The following is a 21,153-nucleotide window of genomic DNA, read 5'->3' as shown; positions in this document are numbered from 1 at the left end:
ACCTGACGCACCACGAGAAACCGATCCGGAAGGACCCCATGAGCACCGACAAGACCGCCGTCTCGACCCCGAACGCCCCGGCGCCCGCGCACACGTTCCACCAGGGCGTGCGCAAGGGCCCGTTCGTCCAGGTCTCGGGCCAGGGCCCCGTCGACCCCGCCACGAGCGAGTACCTGTACCCCGGCGACGTCGCCGCCCAGACCACCCGCACGCTGGAGAACGTCAAGGCGATCGTCGAGGCCGCGGGCGCGACGTTCGACGACGTCGTCATGCTGCGCGTCTACCTCACGAAGCGCGAGGACTTCCCGATCATGAACGACGCCTACGGCGAGTTCGTCTCCGCGCACACGACGAAGGGCGTCCTGCCGAGCCGCACGACCGTCTTCACGGGCCTGCCCCGCGAGGAGATGCTCGTCGAGATCGACGCGTTCGCCATCACGGACGGACCGTCCGCCGCTGAGTGCGGGGTATTCGTCGTCCTTGGCCCTCCGCGGCGACGAATACCCCGCACTCAGCGGGTGGGTCGCGACGCGAGGACGAGGCTCGTCACCGTCGCGGCGAGGTCAGTGAGCCGTGACGCGGTGCGGTCGAGCAGCTCGTCGAGCGCGATGGGGCCCGGGGCGATGCTGAACGCCGCGGCGATCCCCGCCGCGCGCGCCTGGTCGGCCGGGAGCAGCACACGCCCCGCGAGCACGACGACGGGCGGCCGGCCCGGCGTCTCGGCCGCCAGGGCGCCGATCGCGTCCGCGACCTTCCCGTTGACCGACTGGGAGTCGAACGACCCCTCGCCCGTCACCACGAGGTCCGCCTCCGCGATCGCGCCCGGCAGGCCGATCGCCTCCGCGACGAGCCGCGCACCGGGCTCGAGCTCCGCGCCCAGCACCCCCACCATCGCCGCGGGCACGCCCCCGGCCGCGCCGGCGCCCGGGAGACCCGAGACGTCCTGCCCGGCCACCGGTGCGAGCACTCCCGCCCACCGGCGCAGCGCGTCGTCGAGGAACGCGACGTCGGCCGGCCTCGCACCCTTCTGCGGCCCGAACACGTGCGCCGCCCCGCGCTCGCCGTGGAGCGGGTTCGTCACGTCGACCGCGAGGCGCCACCGCACCGCGCGGGCCCGCGGGTGCAGGCCCGACAGGTCGAGGCGCGCGACCTGCGCGAGCCCCTCCCCGCCGTCGGGCACCTGCGCCCCGTCCGCGTCGAGCAGCCGCGCCCCCAGGCCGGTGAGCACCCCCGCGCCGCCGTCCGTCGACGCCGACCCGCCGAGGCACACCACGACCTCCTCGACGCCCGCGTCGAGCACGGCCGCCGCGGCGGCGCCCGTCCCGAGCGTGTGCGCGTGCAGAGGCTGGAGCGCGACGTCGCTCACCTGCGGCAGACCGCTCGCCTCCGCGAGCTCCACGACGCCCAGGCGACCGTCGCGCGAGACGCCGAACCGGGCCGTGCGCGGACGTCCGATCGCGTCGACCGTCGCCACCTCCCGCGCGGGGACCCCCCACACGGCGAGGAGCGCGTCCAGCGTGCCCTCACCGCCGTCGGCCATCGGCAGTTCGGCGACCCGGGCGTCCGGGACGACGTCGCGCACACCCGCGGCGACGGCGTGCGCCACCTCGGCGGCGCTCAGGCTGCCCTTGAACGAGTCGGGCGCGACGACGACGCGCAGCCGGCGCTCGGCGTGCGCGGCGGTCAGGGACGGGTCGGTGCTCGGCGCTGAGGACACGCCGCGATTCTAGGCAGGCGGGCCCGGTGCGGCCGGGCGGGGAGCGGGCTCCGGTGCCGTGTTTCGCGCCACACCACCAGGCCGGTCCGTCCGCCGTGCCGCGACCGGGGGGATGGCGGCCTGCGTGGCACGCAACCGTTCCAGGAGGTCACCGAGCACGGCGAGGTCGTCGTCGTCGAGCGCCCCGCCCACGTACGTCGCGATCGCCCGGGCGTGCGCCCGCCCGATCCGGCGCTGCACGTCCCCGCCCGCCTCCGTGAGACGCACCAGCGTGCCGCGCGCGTCGTCCGGGTCCGTGGTGCGCGTGACGAGACCGCGGCGTTCCAGCCGCTCGACCATCCGGCTGAGCGACGGCTGACTGAGCAGGATCAGGGCGTTCAGGTCGCGCAGCCGCATCCCGGCGACCGGGCCCTTCGTCAGGGAGAACAGCACGTCGTACTCGCGCATCGTCAGCTCGTCCCAGACCGGGTCGGCCTGCAGGCGGCGCATGAGCGCGACCTGCGCGCGGAACAACGACTCCCACGTCTCGACGGCGAGGCGCGGGCTCCCGGCACCCCGCACCGTGTCGTCCATGACCCCTCCGATCGGCACACCGGCCGGCCGCCGGTCGATGCCCGTGCACCGACCCTACCGGCGGGGGTCAGCGACCGAGGCGTCGTTCGCGCTGGGAGTAGGCGCGCAGCGCGCGCAGGTAGTCGACGCGACGGAAGTCCGGCCAGTACGCCTCGCAGAAGTAGAACTCCGAGTGCGCGCTCTGCCACAGCAGGAACCCGCCCAGGCGCTGCTCGCCCGACGTGCGGATGACGAGCTCCGGGTCCGGCTGGCCCTTCGTGTACAGGTGCTCCTCGATGTGCTCCACGTCGAGGTTCTCCGCGAGGTCCTCCAGGCGGGCCCCCTCGTCCGCCTGCTGGCGCAGGTAGGAGCGCACCGCGTCCGCGATCTCGTGGCGACCGCCGTAGCCGATCGCCACGTTGACCTGGAGGCCGTCGACCCCCGCCGTGCGCTGCTGCGCCTCCCGCAACGCACCCGCCAGCCGCTCCGGCAGCAGGTCGAGCCGCCCCATGACCCGCAGACGCCAGCGGCCCGTCGACGCGAGGTCGCTCACCGCGTCCTCGATGATGTCGAGCAGCGCGGACAGCTCCTCGCGCGAGCGCGAGAGGTTGTCGGTGGAGAGCATCCACAGCGTCACGACCTCGATGCCCAGGTCCTCGCTCCACCCCAGGAACGCGTCGATCTTGTCCGCGCCGCGACGGTGACCCGTCGCCGCCGTCTCCCCGAACGACCGGGCCCAGCGCCGGTTGCCGTCGAGGATCACCCCCACGTGCCGGGGCAGACCCTCGCGCGGGAGCGACGCGGCGACACGACGCTCGTAGAGTCGGTAGAGGGGGTGGGGCAGTCGCACGACGGTGTCCTCGGCGGTGGTCTGGCGGTGGTCTGGCGGTGGTCTCGACGGGCCCGGCGGGTGGCCGGACGGCAGGGTGCGCAGGCGCTCCGGTGCAGGTCGGCGCCGCACGGACGCCGGCGCACCGGCCTGCCACACGGTACCGCCCGCCGCAACCGGGGAGCCGTCCTGGGCGCCGGCCCGTGGGGCCCTGCCCAGGATCTTCACACGACGGCGCCACGGCACCGTCGCGAACCTACGCTTGCGTAACTTACGATGGCGTAGGTCGGTCGCGGAGCACCCGCACCGACCTGCACGACACGCACGAACCGACCGAGACCGAGGAGCACCCGGTGCCACGAGCGACGTCCGACCGCGACCCCGCACACGGACACCGCACGTCCCCCGACAGCGGACGGCCCACCGGGCCCGACACCGCCGCCGCACCGCCCGAGAATCCCCTCGACACCGTCCGCGACACCGTCACCGACGCCGTCGCCCACGTCGCCGACGCCGTCAAGCCCCGACTCCGCGGCTGGATCCACGCCGGGACCTTCCCCCTCGTCCTCGCCGCCAGCATCGTGCTCGTCGTCCTCGCACCCCCCGTCGCGGGCAAGGTCTCCTGCGCCATCTTCGGCCTCAGCGCCTGCCTGCTGTTCGGCACCAGCGCCGTCTACCACCGCGGCACCTGGTCACCCCGCGTCGCCGGCATCCTGCGCCGCGCCGACCACTCGAACATCTTCCTCATCATCGCCGGGACCTACACCCCCCTCGCCGTCCTCCTCCTGCCCCAGCGCACCGCCACCGTCCTGCTCGTCATCGTGTGGAGCGGCGCCCTCCTCGGCCTCCTCGCGCGCATCCTCTGGCTCGACGCACCCCGCTGGGTCTACGTCCCCATCTACGTCGCGCTCGGCTGGGTCGCCGTCGGCTACATGCCCCAGTTCTGGACCACGACCAACGGACCCGCCATCGTCTGGCTCGTCGCCGCAGGCGGGCTCGCCTACACCGCAGGGGCCGTCGTCTACGGCCTCAAGAAGCCCAACCCCAGCCCGCGCTGGTTCGGCTTCCACGAGATCTTCCACGTGCTCACCGTCGTCGGCTTCGTCTGCCACTTCGTCGCGATCACCCTGGCGGCCGTCGCCGCGAGGTAGGTCGCGGCTGACAGCCGGGACGGTGCGGACCGGGCGTGGGGGCGCGGGTCTACCATCCGCCCGCTCGTCCCTCGCGGGCTCCCGCCAGACCCGACCACGACCCGCGCCCCCACGCCCGACCCGCCCCTCGCGGTGACCTCGCCACGGTCGTCGGCACCAGCAGCCGCAGCCGACGCCCGCCCGGCCTCGCGATGGCCTCACCCGGTCTGGGGCAAAGCAACCGCAGCCGACGTACGCCCGGCCTCGCGGTGGCCTCACGACGGTCTGGGGCAACAGCGGCCGCAGCCGACGCCCGCCACCTCGCGTGGTCGCGTCACCCCGGTCTCCTGGTCCCTCGCCGCGGCTCCTCGCGGCGCCCGGGCTCAGTCGCGCGGGACGACGGCGTAGCGGCGGTTCGCGAGCGAGGGGTTGAGCTCGCGCGCCTCGCGCAGGGGCGCCGGGTCGAGGTCGGCGCTGCGCAGTTCGGCACGCTCGCCCAGCTCGAGGCCGACCTGCCCGTCGGGGCCCACGAGCACCGACCGGCCGACGACCCCCGTGCCGGCCTGGCCGACGGCGAGGACCACGGCGGTGTTCTCGATCGCGCGAGCACGCGCCAGCGTGCGCCAGTGGTCCTCCTTGAGCGGACCCGCGGCCCAGGCAGCCGGCACGACGAGGACGTCCGCACCGGCGTCGACGACCCGCCGCGCGCTCTCCGGGAACCGCAGGTCGTAGCACGTGAGGACGCCGAACCGGAGGCCGCCCACGGTGAGCACCAGCGGAGCGGCCGCGGGATCGCCCGCGGCGAGCCGGTCCGACTCGCGATGACCGAACGCGTCGTAGAGGTGCACCTTGCGGTACACGCCCACCAGGACGCCGTCCCGGTCGACGGCGACGACGGCGTTCACGGCTCTCGCCGACGCGTCGTCGGGCACGAGGGTGCCCGCCACGACGGCGACGCCGTGCTCCCGCGAGAGGCGGCGCAGGGTCGTGACGAACGGGCCGTCGAGCGGCTCGGCGTGCTCCGGGCCCGTCCCCCGCGGGTCGAACGCGGCCGCGTACTCGGGCAGCACGAGGAGGTGCGAGCCCACGCGCGCGGCCTCGCGGAACGCCGAGCGGACGGCGACGAGGTTGGCGGCATGGTCGGTCGAGACCTCGAGCTGCCCCAGCGTCACCCGGACCGGCTCGCCGGCTCCCGGCTGCTCGGTGCGCGACCCCGCGGCGCCGCGCACGTCAGCGACCGTCGTCGGTCGGCCCGGCCTCGCCGGCCGACCCCGACCCACCCGCCGCACCCGGCGCGCCGGGCGACGCCCCGCCGTCGGGCGACCCCGTGCTGTCGGACGAGCCGGCGCCGTCGGGCGAGCCCGCGCCGTCGGGCACGCCCCCGGTCGCGGGGCCTTCGGCAGCGCCGCCCGGACGCACCGCGGCGCCCGGGCGCCGTGCGTCGTCCAGGGGGATGCCGCGCACCTCCGCGTTGTGGCGCATGCGCCGCAGCTGCCGCGACAGCGCGAAGAACAGGCCGACCGCCGCGAGCGCCACCGCGAAGATCGCGAGGAACCCCGCGAGGCCGGGCGAGACGTCGGTCGGCTCCAGGTCCTCGCGCAACGGGTCGTCCGACGGCGCGGGGGTCGCGGTCTCGGCGACCACGTCCGCCGCCCAGCCCGGGCCGCCCGCCACGGCGACCGGCTCGCCGAGGGCCGCCGCGACGTCGGGCACGAGGAACGGCGCCGCGCTCATGCCGCGCCCCCCTCGGTCGCCCCGACGTGCGCCCGGACGCCCGCGAACAGGTCGTCCTCGGGCAGGGTGACGGGCACGCGGGAGTCGGCGAGCTCGTACTCCTCCACCGGCCACACCTCGGCCTCCAGGTCGCGCGGGATGGCGAAGAAGAAGCCGTCGGGGTCGATCTGCGACGCGTGCGCGATGAGCGCGGCGTCGCGCTGCGGGTAGTGGCGTGCGACGTGGACGCGCGTCGTCACCTCCCGCTCGGGGATCTCGCGCGCCGAGCGCGACTCCACCCAGTCCCCGAAGGGGGACTCGAGACCCGCGCCCTGCATCGCCTCGTGCAGCGTGCGGATGCGGTTCATCGAGAAGTCGTGGTTGTAGTACAGCTTGAGGGGCGCCCACGGGGCGGCACCGCCCTCGCGCCGGTACCGGTCCGGGTCGCCCGCGGCGCGGTACGCCTCCACGGCCACCTTGTGGCACATGACGTGGTCGGGGTGGGGGTAGCCGCCCGACGGGTCGTACGTCGTGACGACGTGCGGGCGGAACTCGCGCACCAGCTCGACGAGCGGCGCCGCGGCCTCCTCCAGGGGCACCAGCCCGAAGCAGCCCTCGGGCAGCGGCGGCAGCGGGTCGCCCTCGGGCAGCCCGGAGTCGACGAAGCCGAGCCACTGCTGCCGCACGCCCAGCGCCCGCGCGGCCGCGGCCATCTCGGTGCGGCGGAGCGCGCGCATCCCCTCGACGTCGGCCGGCCCCTCCCCGAAGCTCGGGTTGAGGATGTCGCCGCGCTCCCCCCCGGTGCACGTCGCGACGAGCACCTCGACGCCCTCGGCGGCGTAGCGGGCGGTCGTCGCGGCCCCCTTGCTCGACTCGTCGTCAGGGTGCGCGTGGACCGCGAGGAGCCGCAACGGTTCCGGCTCCCCCGGCTCGTGACGAGGCGTCGGTCCGGCCGTCGGTTCGGCCACGGGTCCTCCCGGTACGTCGTACGTGTCCGCGCGCCGGGGCGTGGGACGCGTCACGCCCGGGTCGCGGTCGTGCACGGCCGCCGCCGGGCTCTGCGAAGATGGTCGTGGACCATGATCCCCCACGCCGCCCACCGCTGACGAACCGCCCCGCGAGGGCCGGGCCGCCCGACGGGCGGGCTGCGACCGAGCTGCGACCGACCCAGGACCCGCCCGTGACGAACGACACCACCGCACCCGGCGCCGCGCCCGACGCCGCGCCCGACGCCGCGCCCGACGCCGCGCGCCCCGCCGGAGCGCCCGGCGGCACCGCGCCGGCCCCGCTCCGTCCGCCCCCCGGACGCTACGGGCCGGAGCCCACCGAGCGCCGTCGGCGCCTGACCGTCGTCGCGATCGCGGTGCTCGCCCTCCTCGGCGTCGGGGTCGCCGTCATGATGGGGCTGCGCTCCGCCGCGGTGCCCGTGCGGTACGACGTCGTCGGGTTCGACGTCGTCGACTCCGAGCGCGTGGACGTGACGTTCGAGGTCTCGATGGAGCCCGGCACCGCCGCCACCTGCACGATCGACGCCCTGGCGGACAGCTACGCGCAGGTCGGGGCGGTCGACGTCACCGTCGGCCCCGTCGAGACGCTGGAGTCACGGTGGACGGTGACCGTCGCGACGTCGGAGCTCGCCACGACGGGCGTCGTGGAGTCGTGCCGCGTGGCCGAGTGACGCCGACGAGCACACCGGCAGCGGGCTTTTCTTTGCTATTCTGAGGGATTCCTGCGCAGGGGCTCGACCCCGTGCGTCCAGGACACCCAGCCACCACCGCGCTGCCACCCGGGCAGCGTCACCGACCCGGGCAGGCAGGCGCTCCGCGTTCCGCACGCGCCTCGGCTGCCCGCACCTGCACGGCCGCCCCGGCGCGGCCGTCGACCATGGAAAGGAAGGAGCGAACCGTGACCGACACCTCTGTCACCTGGCTGACCCAGGAGGCCCACGACAGGCTGCAGGCCGAGCTCGCCCACCTGTCCGGCGAGGGACGCACCGAGATCGCCGAGCGCATCGCCGCGGCGCGCGACGAGGGCGACCTCAAGGAGAACGGCGGCTACCACGCCGCCCGCGAGGAGCAGGCGAAGAACGAGGCCCGCATCCGCGAGCTCACGGAGAAGCTGCGCCACGTGCAGATCGGCACCCCGCCGGACGACGGCATGGTCGAGCCCGGCATGGTCGTGACGGCGCTCGTCGCCGGCGACGAGATGACGTTCCTGCTCGGGTCGCGCGAGATCGCCGACACGACGGACCTCGACGTCTACTCCCCCACGTCGCCGCTCGGCGCCGCGATCGACGGCAAGTCCGTCGGCGACGAGTCGAGCTACACCGCGCCGAACGGCAACGAGATCACCGTGAAGGTCGTCGCGGCGAAGCCGTTCTCCGGCTGACGCGACCACCGCACGCACGGCCGACGCACGGCCCGGGACCCGCGAGGGTGCCGGGCCGTGCGCGTGCCCGCGACCCCCGCTACAGGCGGGGCACTCCCCCGTCGCCGCGCTCGACCCGGTAGCCCGCGGCGCGCAGGCGCGCGACGAGCTCGTCGCAGTGGTCGCGGCCCTTCGTCTCGACCTGCATCCGCACCCACGCCTCCCCGATCGCGAGCCCCACGTCCGTGCGGTCGTGGTCGACGTGCATGACGTTCCCGCGCAGCCCCGAGATGATCTCCAGCATCCCCGCGAGGGCGCCCGGGCGGTCGTCGAGCAGCACCTGGAGCTGCAGGTAGCGGCCCGCGGCCGCGAGGCCGTGCCGCACGACCCGCAGGAGCACCAGCGGGTCCACGTTGCCGCCCGAGAGGACGACGACGACCGGCCCCTCCAGCGCCCCGGCCCCCGCGAGCGCAGGGTCGGCCACGTCGAGCGCGCGCGGGGCCGCGAGCAGCGCCGCCACCCCGGTCGCACCCGCGGGCTCCACGAGCAGCTTCGCGCGCTCGGCCACCATGAGCAAGGACCGGGAGATCTCGTCCTCGGTCACCGTGCGGACCTCGACCCCCAGGCGCGCGAGGATGCCGAACGGGACGTCGCCCGGCGTGCCCACCGCGATGCCGTCCGCCATGGTCGCGGCGATCCGCGCCGTCGTCGGGGCGCCCGTCTCGAGCGACACCGGGTACGCCGCCGCACGCGCCGCCTGGACCCCGACGACGCGCACGTGCGGCGCCGCCTCCGCGAACGTCGCCGCCAGGCCCGCGACGAGCCCGCCGCCGCCGAGCGGCGCGACGACGGTCCGCACGTCGGGCACCTGGTCGAGGATCTCCAGCGCGACCGTGCCCTGCCCGGCGACCACGTCGGCGTGGTCGAACGGGTGGATGAGCACGGCCCCGGTCCGCTCGGCCTCCGCGCGCGCCGCCGCCAGCGCCGCGTCGACGTCCTCCCCGACGAGCCGCACCTGCGCCCCGTACTGCCGCGTCGCCGCCACCTTCGGCAGCGCGGCGTCCTGCGGCATGTACACGACCGCGGGGATGCCGAGCAGGCCCGCCGCGAGCGCGACACCCTGCGCGTGGTTGCCCGCGCTCGCCGCGACGACGCCCCGCGCCTTCTCCGCCTCGGTGAGGCGCGCCATGCGCACGTACGCGCCCCGCACCTTGAACGACCCGGCGCGCTGCAGGTTCTCGCACTTGAGGAGCACGCGCACGCCCGCCGCCTCGCTGATCGCGCGCGACGACTGCACGGGCGTCACCGACGCGACGCCCTCCAGCAGCCGGGCGGCGTCACGGACGTCGTCGAGCGTCACTCCGGCCGGTCCGCTCATGCGGTCGGGGTGCCCTCGGCGTCGTCCGCGACGGGCGCGTCCTCGACCGACGTGGCGCGTCGTGCCCGACGGCGCCCGGCCGGCTCCTCGAGGTCGGCCTCCGCGCGCGCGACCACCGGGGGCTGCGGGCTGCCCCGCACGACGACACGGTCCGCGTCGCCGAGCTCGGGGAACTTGTCGTGCCCGTGCAGGTACAGGATCACCGTGTTGAGGACCGCCGCGATCGGCACCGCGAAGAGCGCACCCACGATGCCCGCGGCGAAGCTGCCCGCCGCGACGACGAGGAGCACCGCGACCGGGTGCAGCGAGACCGCGTGACCCATGAGGAACGGCTGGAGGATGTGCCCCTCGATCTGCTGCACGAGCAGCACGATCGCGAGCATGATGAGCGCCTGCACCCACCCCTGGGCGACCAGCACCACCAGCACCGCGATCGAGCCCGTGACGATCGCACCGACGATCGGGATGAACGAGCCGACGAACACGAGGATGCCGAGCGGCAGCGCCAGGCTCGGCACGAAGAACGCCGCACCCACCCCGATGCCCACGGCGTCCACCGCCGCGACGAGGATCTGCGTGCGCGTGTACGCCGCGAGGGTCACCACGCCACGGCGGGCGGACTGGTGCACCCGGTCGCGGGCCCGCAACGGCAGCAGACCGACCGCCCACGACCAGATCGCACGACCGTCCAGCAGGAAGAAGAACGTGCAGAACAGGGCGATGAGCGCACCCGCGAGCACGTGGCCGATCGTCGTGGCCGCCCCGAGCGCACCCGACACGATGCTGCCCTGGTTCTCCGTCAACGCCGACTGCGCCTGGTCCAGGTACGAGTTCAGCGTGACCGAGTCGAGCCCCAGAGGCCCGTCGGCCAGCCAGCCGGTGAACTGCTCGAACCCCTCGACCGCCTGGTCGCGCAGGTCCTGGAACCCGCTGACGATCTGCTGGCCCGCGAGCGTCACCAGACCCGCCACGACCAGCAGCAGCCCGATGAGCGCGACCCCCGACGCCAGCCCCCGCGACATGCCGAGACGACGCTGGCAGAACCGCTGCACCGGCGTCAGCAGCACCGTGAGCAGCAGCGCCACCGCGATGGGCACGACGATGACCTTGAGCTGTGTGACCAGCCACAGGCTCGCGGCGACGAGCGCACCGATGAGCAGCAGCCGCCACGACCACGCCGCCGCCGCCCGCACGGAGTCCGGGACCGCCGCCGCACCGGGCCGACCGGGCGGCAACGGTGCCGGGTCCGGCGTCGGGTCCGGCGTCGGGTCGGGTCCGTGCGTGTCCGTCTGCGCGCTCACACCGCAACCCTAGGCGAGCGGCCCGTCCCCGCGGCGTCGGCTCCCCGCGACGCGCCTGGTGTGCGCAGGATCTCCCCACCCCCGGTGGGCCGAGGGAGTACCGGGGTTGTGCGAGGTAGTACCGAGTTTCTCGTGCCCGACGTCGCGTGGTCGCCTCGGGAGTCGGGGCGGGTGGGGTGACCGCTCGCCGTCGGGCACCACCGGCCAGGGACTGGGCCGTTGCCGGCGTACCTGGGCACCACCTCGCGCAACCTCGGTGCTACCTCGTGCGACCTCGGTGCTACGTCGTGGTCAGGGCGCGGTCGAGGTCGGCGACCAGGTCGTCGACGTCCTCGATGCCCACGGAGAGGCGGACGAGGTCGTCGGGGACCTCCAGCGCCGTGCCGGCGACCGAGCCGTGCGTCATCCGGCCCGGGTGCTCGATCAGGGACTCGACGCCCCCGAGCGACTCGGCGAGCGTGAAGACCCGGGTGCGGGCGCACACCGCGAGCGCGCTCGCCTCGCTGCCGGTGCGGAACGACACCATGCCGCCGAATCCGCTCATCTGGCGGCTCGCGAGCTCGTGGCCCGGGTGCGACGCGAGGCCGGGGTAGATAACCTGCGTCACCGCGGGGTGCTGGTCGAGGAACGTGGCGACGGCTGCCGCGTTGGCCTGGTGGCGGTCCATGCGCACGGCGAGCGTCTTGAGGCCGCGCAGCGTGAGCCAGGCGTCGAACGGTCCGGCGACGGCGCCCGAGGCGTTCTGGTGGAAACCCACTGCGCCGGCGACGTCCGTCCCGCCCGCGGGCGACGCGAGACCCCCGGGGAGCTGCGCGCCGGTCGCGACGACGAGCGCGCCGCCGACGACGTCGGAGTGACCGCCGACGTACTTCGTCGTCGAGTGCACGACGACGTCCGCGCCGAACGCGAGGGGCTGCTGGAGGTAGGGCGTGGCGAACGTGTTGTCCACGACGAGCAGCGCGCCCGCCTCGTGCGCGACGTCCGCGAGCGCGGCGATGTCGGAGATCCCGAGCAGCGGGTTGGTGGGGGTCTCGACCCACACGACCTTGGTCGTGCCGGGGCGCAGGGCGGCCCGCACGGCGGAGACGTCGGCGAGGTCGACGGGCGTGTGCTCGATCCCCCAGGGGCCGAAGACCCGGTGGACGAGGCGGTACGTGCCGCCGTACGCGTCGTCGGGGAAGACCACGTGGTCGCCGGGGCGCAGCACGGCGCGCAGGAGGGTGTCCTCCGCGGCGAGCCCGGAGGCGAAGGCGAACCCGCGTGCGGCGGGCGACCCGTCCGCCGTCGGGCGCAGTCCGCCCGACTCGGCGGCGGCGAGCGCCTCCTCCAGGGCGGTTCGCGTGGGGTTCGCGGAGCGCGAGTACTCGTACCCGCCGCGCAGACCGCCCACGCCGTCCTGCTTGTAGGTGGAGACCTGGTGGATGGGCGGGACGACGGCGCCGGTCGTCGGGTCCGGGTCCTGCCCCGCGTGGATGGCGCGGGTGGCGAAGCCGGTGGTGGTCCAGTCGGGGTGCTCGGTCACTCGTCCAGCGTACGGGCGCCGGAACACCCCGCGCCCCTGCGACGTTCTACCCCGTGCCGAGACGATGCGTCGTGGGCCCCGGGACCTCGTCCCCCCAGCGCCCCGGTCGTCCCGGCCCCTTCAGGAGGTAACCGATGAACTCGATCTTCGACGCCCTGTTCGGCGGCTCCGCCAAGACCACGATGGTCGCGCCGGAGGACACGCTCCCCGGGCGCCAGTCCCCCGTCCTGCAGGACCCGCGCCCGCACACCGTGCTCGGCACGTCGATCACCGGCCCCTGGCCGGAGGGCACGCGCGTGCTCTACCTGGCGATGGGCTGCTTCTGGGGTGCGGAGGAGATCTACTGGCAGGTCCCGGGCGTGGTGAGCACCGCCGTCGGCTACATGGGCGGCACGACGCCGAACCCGACCTACGAGGAGGCGTGCAGCGCGCGCACGGGCCACACGGAGACGGCGCTCGTCGCGTACGACCCCGCGCAGGTCACCGAGGAGGAGCTCCTCCGGATCTTCTGGGAGCGGCACGACCCGACGCAGGGCTTCCGGCAGGGCAACGACGTCGGCACCCAGTACCGGTCGGCCGTGTACTGGACGACGCCGGAGCAGGAGGCGGCGGTCCGTGAGACCGCGGAGCGGTACGGCGAGGTGCTCGCCGCGAAGGGCTACGACCCGATCACCACGGAGATGCGCCCCGCGTCCGAGGCCGGCCCGTTCTTCTACGCCGAGGACTACCACCAGCAGTACCTCGACAAGAACCCGCACGGGTACCGCTGCCACGCGACGACGGGCGTCCCGTTCCCCGACGCCGCGTAGCACCCCCGCGCAGGCATGCTGCGGCGTGCCTGCGCGGCCGTGGCGTGCGTAGATGGGGGCATGACGTCGATCCCCACGCTCACCGCCCAGGACGGCACGTCGGTCCCCGCGATCGGGTTCGGCACGTACAGGCTCCGGGGGGCCGGCGGGGCGGAGACGGTGACGCGGGCGATCGAGGCGGGGTACCGGCTGGTCGACTCGGCGTTCGCGTACGAGAACGAGGGCGCGGTCGGCCGGGCGGTGCGCGACGCGGCGGTCCCCCGTGAGGAGGTGCTCGTCACGTCGAAGCTGCCCGGCCGGTTCCACGCCTACGACGACGCGGTGCGCACGGTCGAGGAGTCCCTGTTCCGCACGGGGCTCGACCAGGTCGACCTGTACCTCGTGCACTGGCCGAACCCGCGCGTCGGGCGGTACGTCGAGGCGTACGAGGCGCTCGTGGCGTGCCGGGAGCGGGGGCTGGTGCGCCACGTCGGCGTGTCGAACTTCCTGCCGGAGCACCTCGACGCGGTGATCGCCGCGACGGGTGTCACGCCCGTCGTCAACCAGGTCGAGCTGCACCCGTACTTCCCGCAGGCCGACCAGCGGCACGCCGACGCCGAGCGCGGGGTGGTCACGCAGGCGTGGAGCCCGATCGGGCGCGCGAGCGAGCTGCTGTCCGACCCGGTCGTGGAGACGGTCGCGCGGGCCCACGGCGTCACGCCCGTGCAGGCGATCCTGCGCTGGCACGTCCAGCTCGGGGTCGTGCCGATCCCCAAGGCGTCGTCGCCGGCGCGGCAGCGCGAGAACCTCGACGTGTTCTCGTTCGAGCTGACGACGCACGAGATGACGGCGCTCACGGGCCTTGCGCGGGTCGACGGCCGGACAAAGGGCCAGGACCCGGCGTCCTACGAGGAGCTGTGACGGGGCCCGACGCCGCGCGCGCGCCCTGGGCGGTCGGCTCGCCCGCGCGTCTGCTCGCCGCCGCGCTCGTGGCCTTCTCGGCCGTGCTGCTGTTCGCGGTGCACGTGCGCCCGCTCGGCTACGTGGCCCTGGTGCTCGGCGTGGCGCTGGGATGGGCGGTCGACCGGGTGCTCGGCCACGACCTCGCGCTCATCGGCGTGGGACTGGCGATCATCTCGTCGATCTCCCTCGAGGCCGACCTGTCCGACGCGGGGATGGCCCGCTTCACCGTCGCGCTGTCGCTCGCGGTGCTCGTGCCGTGGGCGCTGTCGCGGTTCGCGTTCCAGGACCGGACGATCACGTTCCCCGTGGCCACCGGGCGGCGCTGGACGCGCGGGCAGCTCGTGTATCTCGCGGTCGTGGTGGTCGCCGGGTACCTGATCCTGCCGTTCTACTTCATCGGCTCGGGCGCCTACCGGAACTGGCCGGAAGTGACGGGCACGCAGGAGATCGTGCGCCTGTTCGTCGGCGTGAACGCGGTCGGCATCTGGGACGAGCTGTTCTTCGTGTGCCTCGTCTTCGCGCTGCTGCGCAAGCACTTCGGCATGTGGACGGCGAACCTGCTGCAGGCGACCGTCTTCGTGTCGTTCCTGTGGGAGCTCGGGTACCGCGAGTGGGGCCCGCTCCTGACGATCCCGTTCGCCCTCGTGCAGGGCTGGATCTTCTCGTGGAGCAAGTCGTTCACCTACGTGGTCGCCGTGCACCTGCTGTTCGACCTCGTCGTGTTCGGCGTGCTCGTCCACGCCCACCACCCCGAGCTCTTCGACGTCTTCGTCACCGCGCCGGGCTGACGACCAGGAGCCGCCGCGCGACGTCGGACCGGCAGGCGGCGTGCACGACGTCCGTCGCGGGACCGGCCAGGAGCAGGACCGTCGCCACCACGACGCCGACGCCGAGGGCCGCGCCCGCGACGACGTCGTGCGGGTAGTGCGCGCCCTGGGTCACGCGCGCCCCGGCGACGAGCACCGCGACGCCGACCGGGAGCACGACCCGCAGGGCGACGTCGGACGGGCGGACGGTCGCGGCGTGGCGCGGGGGCCGGGCACCGAACGCGCGCACCCCCGGTGCCCCGACCAGCACCACGGCCGTCGCGAGCGCGACCGCGATCGCCGTGTGGTTGCTCGGGAAGGACCAGTCCCCCGCCGGCGGGCAGTGCGCCACCTCGACGAGCTCCCAGCACCCGCGCGGCTGGCGGACCAGCGACTTCACGGCCTCGCTCGCCCCGTACGCGAGGACGGCGCCCACCCCGGCGGTGAGGGTCGTCGCCACGGCGGCCACGCCGTCGTGGCGGGCGCGCAGGAACAGGAGCGCGCACAGCACCAGGAGCAGGACGACGCCGGCCTCGGAGACGAGCGCCGACCCCGCCAGGTCGCCCGTCCTCGACACGACGGCGACGTACAGGGTCTCGCTCGGTCCGCGCAGCGCGAGCGCGGCGAGCACGACGAGCGCGGCGCCGCCGAGCCAGGCGAGCGCCCGCGCGGCGGTGCGCGCGGGAGGCTCCGCGGCGTGGGTCGGCGCGGGACCGGTCGGGGTCGGTACCGGGGCCGGTGCCGGGGTCGAGGGCCGGGCGAGCGCCGGGAGGGACGAAACGGGCGAAGTCACCCGGCCGAGGGTAGCCAGGTGAACGCCGGATGAACATCAGACCACGGGAGGACCCTCGACCACGGGGGCGTCAGCCCGGGGTCCCGTCCTCCGGCGGGGGCACGTAGAACGCGGTGGTCGCGGCGACGCGGGCGGCGACGACCTCGGGGTCGAGCCCGTCGGCCGCGGCGAGCGCCGCTCCCCACGCCTCGCTGCTCGCCGTGTTGAACGCGCGGATCTCCGGGTTCGTCCCGAGCTCCTCCGGCGACATCGGACCGTCCGCGCCGTCGAGGTGCAGGGCGAGCCCGAGCAGCGCCCCGTCCCAGCCGACGCCGACGGCCCCGGGGCCGAACTGGTCCCAGAACTCCGGCGGCGTGACGGCGGTGTGCTCGAGCGTGAGGCGCGTCCCGTCGTCGGACGCCTCGAGGCGCACGTCGACCAGCGAGGAGTCCTCCGACCCGGCGGGCCCCATGACCCAGGTGATCTGCAGGCGGTGCGGCGCGTCGCACACGCGGATCTCGCCGCCCGCGTTGCCCTCGGTCTGGTAGGTGCCGCCGACCCGAAGGTCGCCGCTCACGGGGAGGAACCAGCGCGGGATGCGCTCGGGGTTCGTCACGGCGTCCCACACGTCCTCGACGGCGGCCGGGTACGTCCGCGACAGCGTGACGACGCGCGCCTCGCCGGCCGGGAGCTCCGCGCTCCCGACGCGGCGCCGCACGGTCTCGAGCTCCGCGATGAGGTCCTTCATCCTGTCCTCCGGGGGGTGTCGGGGTGGTGCTGCGGGTGGGTGGAGGTCGAGCCGGCCCGCTCGGCGGCCTCGCGCCGGCGCCGGTCGCGCGCACCGCGGGCGAGCTCGGTGCCGAGCGCGTCGAGGCGCTGCTCCCAGAAGCGGCGCAGACCGGCCGCCCAGTCCTCGACCTCGCCGAGCGGCGCCGGGTCGAGGGCGTAGAGGCGGCGCGCGCCGTCGGGCCGGACGGTCGCGAACCCGTGGGTGCGCAGGACGCGCAGGTGCTGGGAGACGGCCGGCTGGCTGATGCCGAACTCCTCGCCCACGAGCGCCGCGACGTCGCCCGCCGACCGCTCCCCGTGCGCGAGGTGCTCGAGGATGCGGCGCCGGACCGGGTCGCCGAGGACGTCGAACGCTTCCACCCGTCCAGGGTGCAGCGCTGACTTATATAAGTCAAGCGTGAATCAATGCCCGAGTGATGCGCTCACGTTCGAGTGCTGCACGTCGCGGTGCATCCCTCGACCCGTGGTGCGACTCTCGACGCCCCGTCCGTAGCCAGGCGTCAGCGGCGACGACCCTTGCCCCGGGACCCGCTCCCGCCGTCGCGACCCCCGGCGCCCCGAGCGGGGCGCCGGCCGCGCACGGCGCCACCCGATCCCCCACCCCGAACCCCCGCACCGCGACCCCCTGAGCCCTTCCCCCCGGTGCCGCTCTTCCCCGTGCCACGCGTGCCCGACGCCGCGCGGTCGCCGGGCGCGTCCGTCCCCGCCCCGGACCGCGCACCCGCGGCGGCACGGCCCCGCGAGCTGTTCACCGTGCGCCCGCGCACGATCCCGACCATCTCCTCGACGAGGTCGTCGTCCCGGTCGGCGACCCAGGCGAGCGCGACGGGCGCGAGGGGCGCGCCGTCGAGCCGCCGGTGCACGACGTCCTTGCGGTGGTGCAGCCGAGCGAGCGACTGCGGGGCGACGAGCACGCCGACGCCCGCGGCGACGAGCACCACGGCGTCGGCGGTCGTCGCGGGACGCTCCAGCGCCGCGAGCCCCGGCGGTGCGGGCGCGTCGTCGGCGGCGCCGCGCTCCCCCGCCCACGCCACGACGTCGTCGAGCGGGCGCTGCAGCACGTCGTCGGCGAGGTCGTCGAGCGCGACGGGCTCGTCGGGGTCGAGCGCCGCGAGGAGGTGGTCGCGCGGGACGAGGACGACCGGCGTCTCCTCGTAGAGCGGGATCGCGGCGAGCACGTCGCGGTCGACCGGCAGGCGCAGGATCGCGGCGTCGGCCTCCCCGTCGCGCAGCGCGCGCTCCGCGTCGGCCGCCTCGACCGCGACGAGGTCGAGCGGGACGTCGGGGTGGCGCTCGCGCCACGTGCGCACCCACTTCGCCGGGGTCGCGCCGGGGACGTAGGCGAGGCGGAACCGCCGCCGCCCCGCAGGGTCGTCCGCCGGCGGGTCCACCAGGGGGTCGTGCTGCTCGGGGGGTGCGCCCGCGTCGTCGTCCACCCGACCAGCCTAGGTCCGCGCCGCCCGGACCTGTCGGGGCGCGGCCGAGGACTACCCTGGGCGCATGAGCAGCAAGCACTCCGCGCAGTCGATGAAGCCCGCCACGGCGGCCAAGAAGCTCGGGGTGTACCTGCCCGCGACGCCGGACGAGTTCCGGACCCGGGAGGTCACGCGCGCCGAGCTCGACGAGCTGGAGAAGAACCCGCCCGAGTGGCTCGCCGACCTGCGCCGCAACGGTCCCCACCCGCGCCCGGTCGTGGCGGGCCGCCTGGGCGTGTCGATCTCCGGCCTGGCCCGCGGCGGCGTCACCGAGCCCCTCACGACCGAGCAGATCGACGAGCTGCGGCAGGACCCGCCCGCGTGGCTCGTGCAGGAGCGCGAGACGCAGGCGAAGGTCCGCGCGGAGGAGGACCGTCTCGCCGCCGCGCGCGCGAAGAAGGGCTGACGTCCCCGTCCGCTAGCCTGCCCGCGTGCTGCGCATCTCCGACGTCACCTTCCTGGTCCGCGACCTCGACGAGGCGATCACGTTCTTCGTCGACGCCCTCGGGTTCGTCGTCCGTCAGGACGAGGTGGTCGGCGCGTCGTGGCGGCGGGTCGTCGTCGGGCCCGACGGCGGCGGCACGGGCCTCGTCCTCGTCCCCGCCACGGGCGACGTGCTGGGCCGCCAGGCCGGCGGCGACGTCGCGCTCTTCCTCGAGACGGACGACTTCGCCGCGCAGCACGCCCGGATGCTGGCGCACGGCGTGCGGTTCCGCGAGGAGCCGCGCCACGAGCCGTACGGGACCGTCGCGGTGTTCGAGGACCTCCACGGCATGCCGTGGGACCTGATCCAGCCGCCGGTCGACTGAGTCGCGCCCGGGCGCGTCAGACCTCGCCGCCGCCCGACGTCGCGGCGCGGTCCGTGTGCCCGAGCGACAGGTCCGGCGCGACGGCGTCGCGCACGCGGCGCTTGAGGTCCGGCACCTCGGGGAACCCGCCGTCGACCGTCCGGTCCCACAGCACCACGGGACCGTCGCCCGCGTCGAGCGTCACGCGGAACACCCCGCCCGTCCCCGGCACGAGCGCGACCTCGCCGAGCCGCGTCCGGAACGTCTGCAGGAGCTCCTGGGCGACCCACGCCGCGCGCAGGAGCCACCGGCACTGCGTGCAGTACTCGACGGCGACGCGCGCCGTCCCTCGGTCCGGGGCCGCGCTCGACTCGTGGGTCATGGCGCACAGCCTAGGTCCCGCGCGGCACGGCGGGCGCGCGGGGTCGGGGAGACTGGGGCGGTGACGACACCGGACCTCGACGCGCTCCTCGCGCGGCTGCGCACCGACGACCCCGGGCCCGCGCGCCAGGACGCGCCGGTCGCGGTCGACCCGGCGGACCGGCTCCTGCTCGACGAGGCGGCGCCGTGGCTCGTGGGTGTCCGGCCGGACGAGGTGGCCGTCGTCGACGACCGCTACGGGGCGCTGGCCCTCGGTGTCGCGCTGCTCACCGGGTCGGGCGGTGGTGCGGTTGGCGGTGGTGCTGGCGACGGCGGTGTTGGTCGCGATGGTGCGGGTGGCGCGGTGCGGGTGCACCAGGACGCGTGCACGGCCGAGGCGGCGCTCGACGCCAACGCGGCGCGTCTCGGCCTGGACGGTGCGATCGCCCACCGGGCGCTCGGCCCGCACCTGCTCTCGGGGGTGCGCGTCGTGCTCCTGCGCCTCCCGCGCGGGCTGGCCGCGCTGCGCGACGTCGCGGAGCACGTCGCGCGGGACGCTGACCCGGGGGTGGTCCTGCTCGCGGGAGGACGCGTCAAGCACATGACGCCCGCGATGAACGACGTGCTCGGCGAGTCGTTCGGCGACGTGCGCGCCACGCTCGCGCGCGGCAAGTCACGGGTCCTCGTCGCGCGTGCGCCCCGGGTGCCCGACGCCGGCACGGGGTTCACCTACCCGGTCACCGTCGACCTGGCGGACGTCGGGCTGACCGTGGCGGCGTACGGGGCGGCGTTCGCCGGCGCGAGCCTCGATCTCGGCACGCGGTTCCTGCTGGAGCAGCTCGGCGGGGCGTGGGGTGAACGGCCGTCCCCGGGCGGCGCGGACGACGGCCCCGACGACGGACCCGGCGACGAGGTCAGGGGCGCGGGCGGTGGCGGGCCGCGCGACGTCGTCGACCTCGGGTGCGGCACGGGACTCCTGGCGACGTGGGCCGCACGGCGCTGGCCCGGTGCGGCGGTCGTCGCGGCGGACCGGTCGGACGCGGCCGTCCGGTCCGCCGCGCTCACGGCGCGCGCGAACGGCGTGGGCGACCGGGTGCGGACCGTGCGCGACGACGCGGGGGCGTCGCTCGGGGACGCGAGCGCCGACGTCGTGCTGCTCAACCCGCCGTTCCACGAGGGTGCGGCGCTGCGGACCGACGCGGCGCACCGCATGTTCGCGAGCGCGCGGCGCGTGCTGCGGCCGGGCGGCGAGCTGTGGTGCGTGTGGAACGCGCACCTGCGCTACCGCCCGGCGCTCGAGCGGACCGTGGGGCCGACGACGCAGGTGGCGCGCGACCGACGCTTCACGGTGACCCGGTCGGTGCGCACCACCCGCTGAGTGCGGGGGATCTGTCGTCGGGATGCGCTGCGGACGACCGATCCCCCGCACTCAGCGGACGTCGACGACGTCCACGACGAAGACGAGGGTGTCCGTTCCGCCGATGCCGGCCTGCGGGACGCCGCGCATGCCGTACCCGTGCTCCGGCGGGATCGACAGGAGCACGCGCGAGCCGACGTTCTGCCCCACGAGGCCCTGGTCCCAGCCGCCGATGACCGCGCCGACGCCGATGGGGAACTCGATGGTGTCGCCGCGGTCGTAGGAGTTGTCGAAGACGTGGCCGCCCCAGGTCTGGCCGAGGTAGTGCACGACGATGTTGCCGCCGGCCGCGACGGCGGGGCCGTCGCCCTCGGACAGCACGACGACCTGCAGGCCGGCGGGTGCGCCCGACTCGGGGAAGGTGAGCGTCGGCTTGTCGCCGAACGAGCCCGAGGCGGTGGGCAGGGCGGTCTGGTCGGTCACGAGGGTGCCTCTCGTCGAAGGGGATCCTGCGCGTCGCGCGGGTCCGTTCACTGTACGCGGGGC

24 protein-coding genes and 1 pseudogene are annotated in these 21,153 nt (G+C 75.4%); 10 read left to right on the top strand and 15 right to left on the bottom strand.

The window, feature by feature from the left end; genetic code table 11:
* Positions 1 to 38: 38 nt before the first annotated feature.
* Positions 39 to 443 (top strand): annotated as a pseudogene (locus tag LGQ04_RS11255) (RidA family protein); the annotation flags it as partial.
* Positions 444 to 511: 68 nt separating this feature from the next.
* On the opposite strand, the gene LGQ04_RS11250 reads toward LGQ04_RS11255, so the two are convergent.
* The 3 genes from LGQ04_RS11250 to LGQ04_RS11240 form a co-directional block, all read right to left on the bottom strand.
* Entirely contained in the window at positions 512 to 1,717 is a 1,206-nt protein-coding gene (locus LGQ04_RS11250; protein WP_229243795.1) for a glycerate kinase, read from the bottom strand.
* Positions 1,718 to 1,726: 9 nt separating this feature from the next.
* A complete protein-coding gene (locus tag LGQ04_RS11245) occupies positions 1,727 to 2,290 on the bottom strand; it encodes a MarR family winged helix-turn-helix transcriptional regulator (protein WP_229243794.1) in 564 nt (187 codons plus the stop codon).
* Positions 2,291 to 2,357: 67 nt separating this feature from the next.
* Positions 2,358 to 3,119 (bottom strand): isoprenyl transferase, encoded by a 762-nt coding sequence (locus LGQ04_RS11240; RefSeq protein ID WP_229243793.1) that lies wholly within the window; start codon positions 3,117 to 3,119, stop codon positions 2,358 to 2,360.
* Between the two features lie 332 nt (positions 3,120 to 3,451).
* Here LGQ04_RS11240 and trhA point away from each other — a divergent pair, with 332 nt between their 5' ends.
* The gene (gene trhA, locus LGQ04_RS11235) at positions 3,452 to 4,249 is read left to right on the top strand and encodes a PAQR family membrane homeostasis protein TrhA (protein WP_229243792.1); all 798 of its coding nucleotides are present in this window, start codon (positions 3,452 to 3,454) and stop codon (positions 4,247 to 4,249) included.
* Between the two features lie 362 nt (positions 4,250 to 4,611).
* Here the strand turns inward: trhA and LGQ04_RS11230 are convergent, their stop codons facing one another.
* From LGQ04_RS11230 to mca, 3 genes are read right to left on the bottom strand one after another with little or no spacing between them, the layout of a single operon-like run.
* On the bottom strand, positions 4,612 to 5,457 hold the full coding sequence (locus LGQ04_RS11230) for a carbon-nitrogen hydrolase family protein (RefSeq protein WP_229243791.1): 846 nt from the start codon (positions 5,455 to 5,457) through the stop codon (positions 4,612 to 4,614).
* A gap of 1 nt (position 5,458) precedes the next feature.
* A complete protein-coding gene (locus tag LGQ04_RS11225) occupies positions 5,459 to 5,962 on the bottom strand; it encodes a hypothetical protein (RefSeq protein ID WP_229243790.1) in 504 nt (167 codons plus the stop codon).
* Positions 5,959 to 6,909: a mycothiol conjugate amidase Mca gene (gene mca, locus LGQ04_RS11220; protein ID WP_229243789.1), complete on the bottom strand. Its 951-nt coding sequence runs from the start codon at positions 6,907 to 6,909 to the stop codon at positions 5,959 to 5,961. Before mca ends, LGQ04_RS11225 begins: the two co-directional genes overlap by 4 nt.
* 212 nt (positions 6,910 to 7,121) lie before the next feature.
* Here mca and LGQ04_RS11215 point away from each other — a divergent pair, with 212 nt between their 5' ends.
* Entirely contained in the window at positions 7,122 to 7,619 is a 498-nt protein-coding gene (locus LGQ04_RS11215; RefSeq protein ID WP_229243788.1) for a DUF4307 domain-containing protein, read from the top strand.
* Positions 7,620 to 7,846: 227 nt separating this feature from the next.
* Positions 7,847 to 8,329, top strand: coding sequence for a transcription elongation factor GreA (greA, locus tag LGQ04_RS11210; protein WP_229243787.1), 483 nt, complete (start codon positions 7,847 to 7,849; stop codon positions 8,327 to 8,329).
* A gap of 79 nt (positions 8,330 to 8,408) precedes the next feature.
* Here greA and ilvA read toward each other — a convergent pair whose 3' ends face one another.
* The 3 genes from ilvA to LGQ04_RS11195 form a co-directional block, all read right to left on the bottom strand.
* Positions 8,409 to 9,686, bottom strand: a complete 1,278-nt coding sequence (gene ilvA, locus LGQ04_RS11205; protein ID WP_229243786.1) for a threonine ammonia-lyase — start codon at positions 9,684 to 9,686, stop codon at positions 8,409 to 8,411.
* Positions 9,683 to 10,987, bottom strand: coding sequence for an AI-2E family transporter (locus LGQ04_RS11200; protein ID WP_372470047.1), 1,305 nt, complete (start codon positions 10,985 to 10,987; stop codon positions 9,683 to 9,685). The genes ilvA and LGQ04_RS11200 overlap by 4 nt, the downstream gene beginning before the upstream one ends.
* Positions 10,988 to 11,267: 280 nt before the next feature.
* A complete protein-coding gene (locus LGQ04_RS11195) occupies positions 11,268 to 12,509 on the bottom strand; it encodes a cystathionine gamma-synthase (RefSeq protein ID WP_229243785.1) in 1,242 nt (413 codons plus the stop codon).
* Positions 12,510 to 12,643: 134 nt separating this feature from the next.
* Between LGQ04_RS11195 and msrA the strand changes: the two genes are divergently transcribed.
* The 3 genes from msrA to LGQ04_RS11180 are packed head-to-tail and all read left to right on the top strand — an operon-like array spanning position 12,644 to position 15,048.
* On the top strand, positions 12,644 to 13,318 hold the full coding sequence (gene msrA, locus LGQ04_RS11190) for a peptide-methionine (S)-S-oxide reductase MsrA (RefSeq protein WP_229243784.1): 675 nt from the start codon (positions 12,644 to 12,646) through the stop codon (positions 13,316 to 13,318).
* Between the two features lie 60 nt (positions 13,319 to 13,378).
* On the top strand, positions 13,379 to 14,218 hold the full coding sequence (locus LGQ04_RS11185; RefSeq protein WP_229243783.1) for an aldo/keto reductase: 840 nt from the start codon (positions 13,379 to 13,381) through the stop codon (positions 14,216 to 14,218).
* Positions 14,215 to 15,048 carry a CPBP family glutamic-type intramembrane protease gene (locus LGQ04_RS11180; protein WP_229243782.1) on the top strand — a complete coding sequence of 278 codons (834 nt, stop codon included), beginning with the start codon at positions 14,215 to 14,217 and terminating at the stop codon, positions 15,046 to 15,048. The genes LGQ04_RS11185 and LGQ04_RS11180 overlap by 4 nt, the downstream gene beginning before the upstream one ends.
* On the opposite strand, the gene LGQ04_RS17775 is transcribed toward LGQ04_RS11180, so the two are convergent.
* The 4 genes from LGQ04_RS17775 to LGQ04_RS11160 all read right to left on the bottom strand — a co-directional run bounded on the left by LGQ04_RS17775 (position 15,032) and on the right by LGQ04_RS11160 (position 18,063).
* Positions 15,032 to 15,859, bottom strand: coding sequence for a phosphatase PAP2 family protein (locus tag LGQ04_RS17775; RefSeq protein ID WP_229243781.1), 828 nt, complete (start codon positions 15,857 to 15,859; stop codon positions 15,032 to 15,034). The two genes, LGQ04_RS11180 and LGQ04_RS17775, sit on opposite strands and share 17 nt — an antisense overlap.
* A gap of 70 nt (positions 15,860 to 15,929) precedes the next feature.
* The gene (locus LGQ04_RS11170; protein ID WP_229243780.1) at positions 15,930 to 16,586 is read right to left on the bottom strand and encodes an SRPBCC family protein; all 657 of its coding nucleotides are present in this window, start codon (positions 16,584 to 16,586) and stop codon (positions 15,930 to 15,932) included.
* The gene (locus LGQ04_RS11165) at positions 16,583 to 16,987 is read right to left on the bottom strand and encodes an ArsR/SmtB family transcription factor (protein WP_229243779.1); all 405 of its coding nucleotides are present in this window, start codon (positions 16,985 to 16,987) and stop codon (positions 16,583 to 16,585) included. The genes LGQ04_RS11170 and LGQ04_RS11165 overlap by 4 nt, the downstream gene beginning before the upstream one ends.
* Before the next feature lie 140 nt (positions 16,988 to 17,127).
* Positions 17,128 to 18,063: a LysR substrate-binding domain-containing protein gene (locus tag LGQ04_RS11160; protein WP_229243778.1), complete on the bottom strand. Its 936-nt coding sequence runs from the start codon at positions 18,061 to 18,063 to the stop codon at positions 17,128 to 17,130.
* 64 nt (positions 18,064 to 18,127) lie between these two features.
* Between LGQ04_RS11160 and LGQ04_RS11155 the strand changes: the two genes are divergently transcribed.
* Positions 18,128 to 18,508, top strand: a complete 381-nt coding sequence (locus LGQ04_RS11155; protein ID WP_229243777.1) for a DUF5997 family protein — start codon at positions 18,128 to 18,130, stop codon at positions 18,506 to 18,508.
* Positions 18,509 to 18,533: 25 nt separating this feature from the next.
* Entirely contained in the window at positions 18,534 to 18,911 is a 378-nt protein-coding gene (locus LGQ04_RS11150; RefSeq protein ID WP_229243776.1) for a VOC family protein, read from the top strand.
* A 16-nt stretch (positions 18,912 to 18,927) separates the two neighbouring features.
* Here LGQ04_RS11150 and LGQ04_RS11145 read toward each other — a convergent pair whose 3' ends face one another.
* Entirely contained in the window at positions 18,928 to 19,272 is a 345-nt protein-coding gene (locus LGQ04_RS11145; RefSeq protein WP_229243775.1) for an Rdx family protein, read from the bottom strand.
* 60 nt (positions 19,273 to 19,332) lie between these two features.
* Between LGQ04_RS11145 and LGQ04_RS11140 the strand changes: the two genes are divergently transcribed.
* Complete coding sequence (locus tag LGQ04_RS11140; RefSeq protein ID WP_229243774.1) at positions 19,333 to 20,628, top strand: class I SAM-dependent methyltransferase; 1,296 nt, start codon at positions 19,333 to 19,335, stop codon at positions 20,626 to 20,628.
* Between the two features lie 51 nt (positions 20,629 to 20,679).
* Here the strand turns inward: LGQ04_RS11140 and LGQ04_RS11135 are convergent, their stop codons facing one another.
* Positions 20,680 to 21,090, bottom strand: coding sequence for an FKBP-type peptidyl-prolyl cis-trans isomerase (locus LGQ04_RS11135; protein ID WP_229243773.1), 411 nt, complete (start codon positions 21,088 to 21,090; stop codon positions 20,680 to 20,682).
* Between the last annotated feature and the right edge of the window lie 63 nt (positions 21,091 to 21,153).

This window comes from Cellulosimicrobium marinum (assembly GCF_020551945.1).
Lineage (GTDB): Bacteria > Actinomycetota > Actinomycetes > Actinomycetales > Cellulomonadaceae > Cellulosimicrobium > Cellulosimicrobium marinum.
Note: the sequence above shows the minus strand (reverse complement) of the source record. Positions and strands in the feature narration are given on the sequence as shown.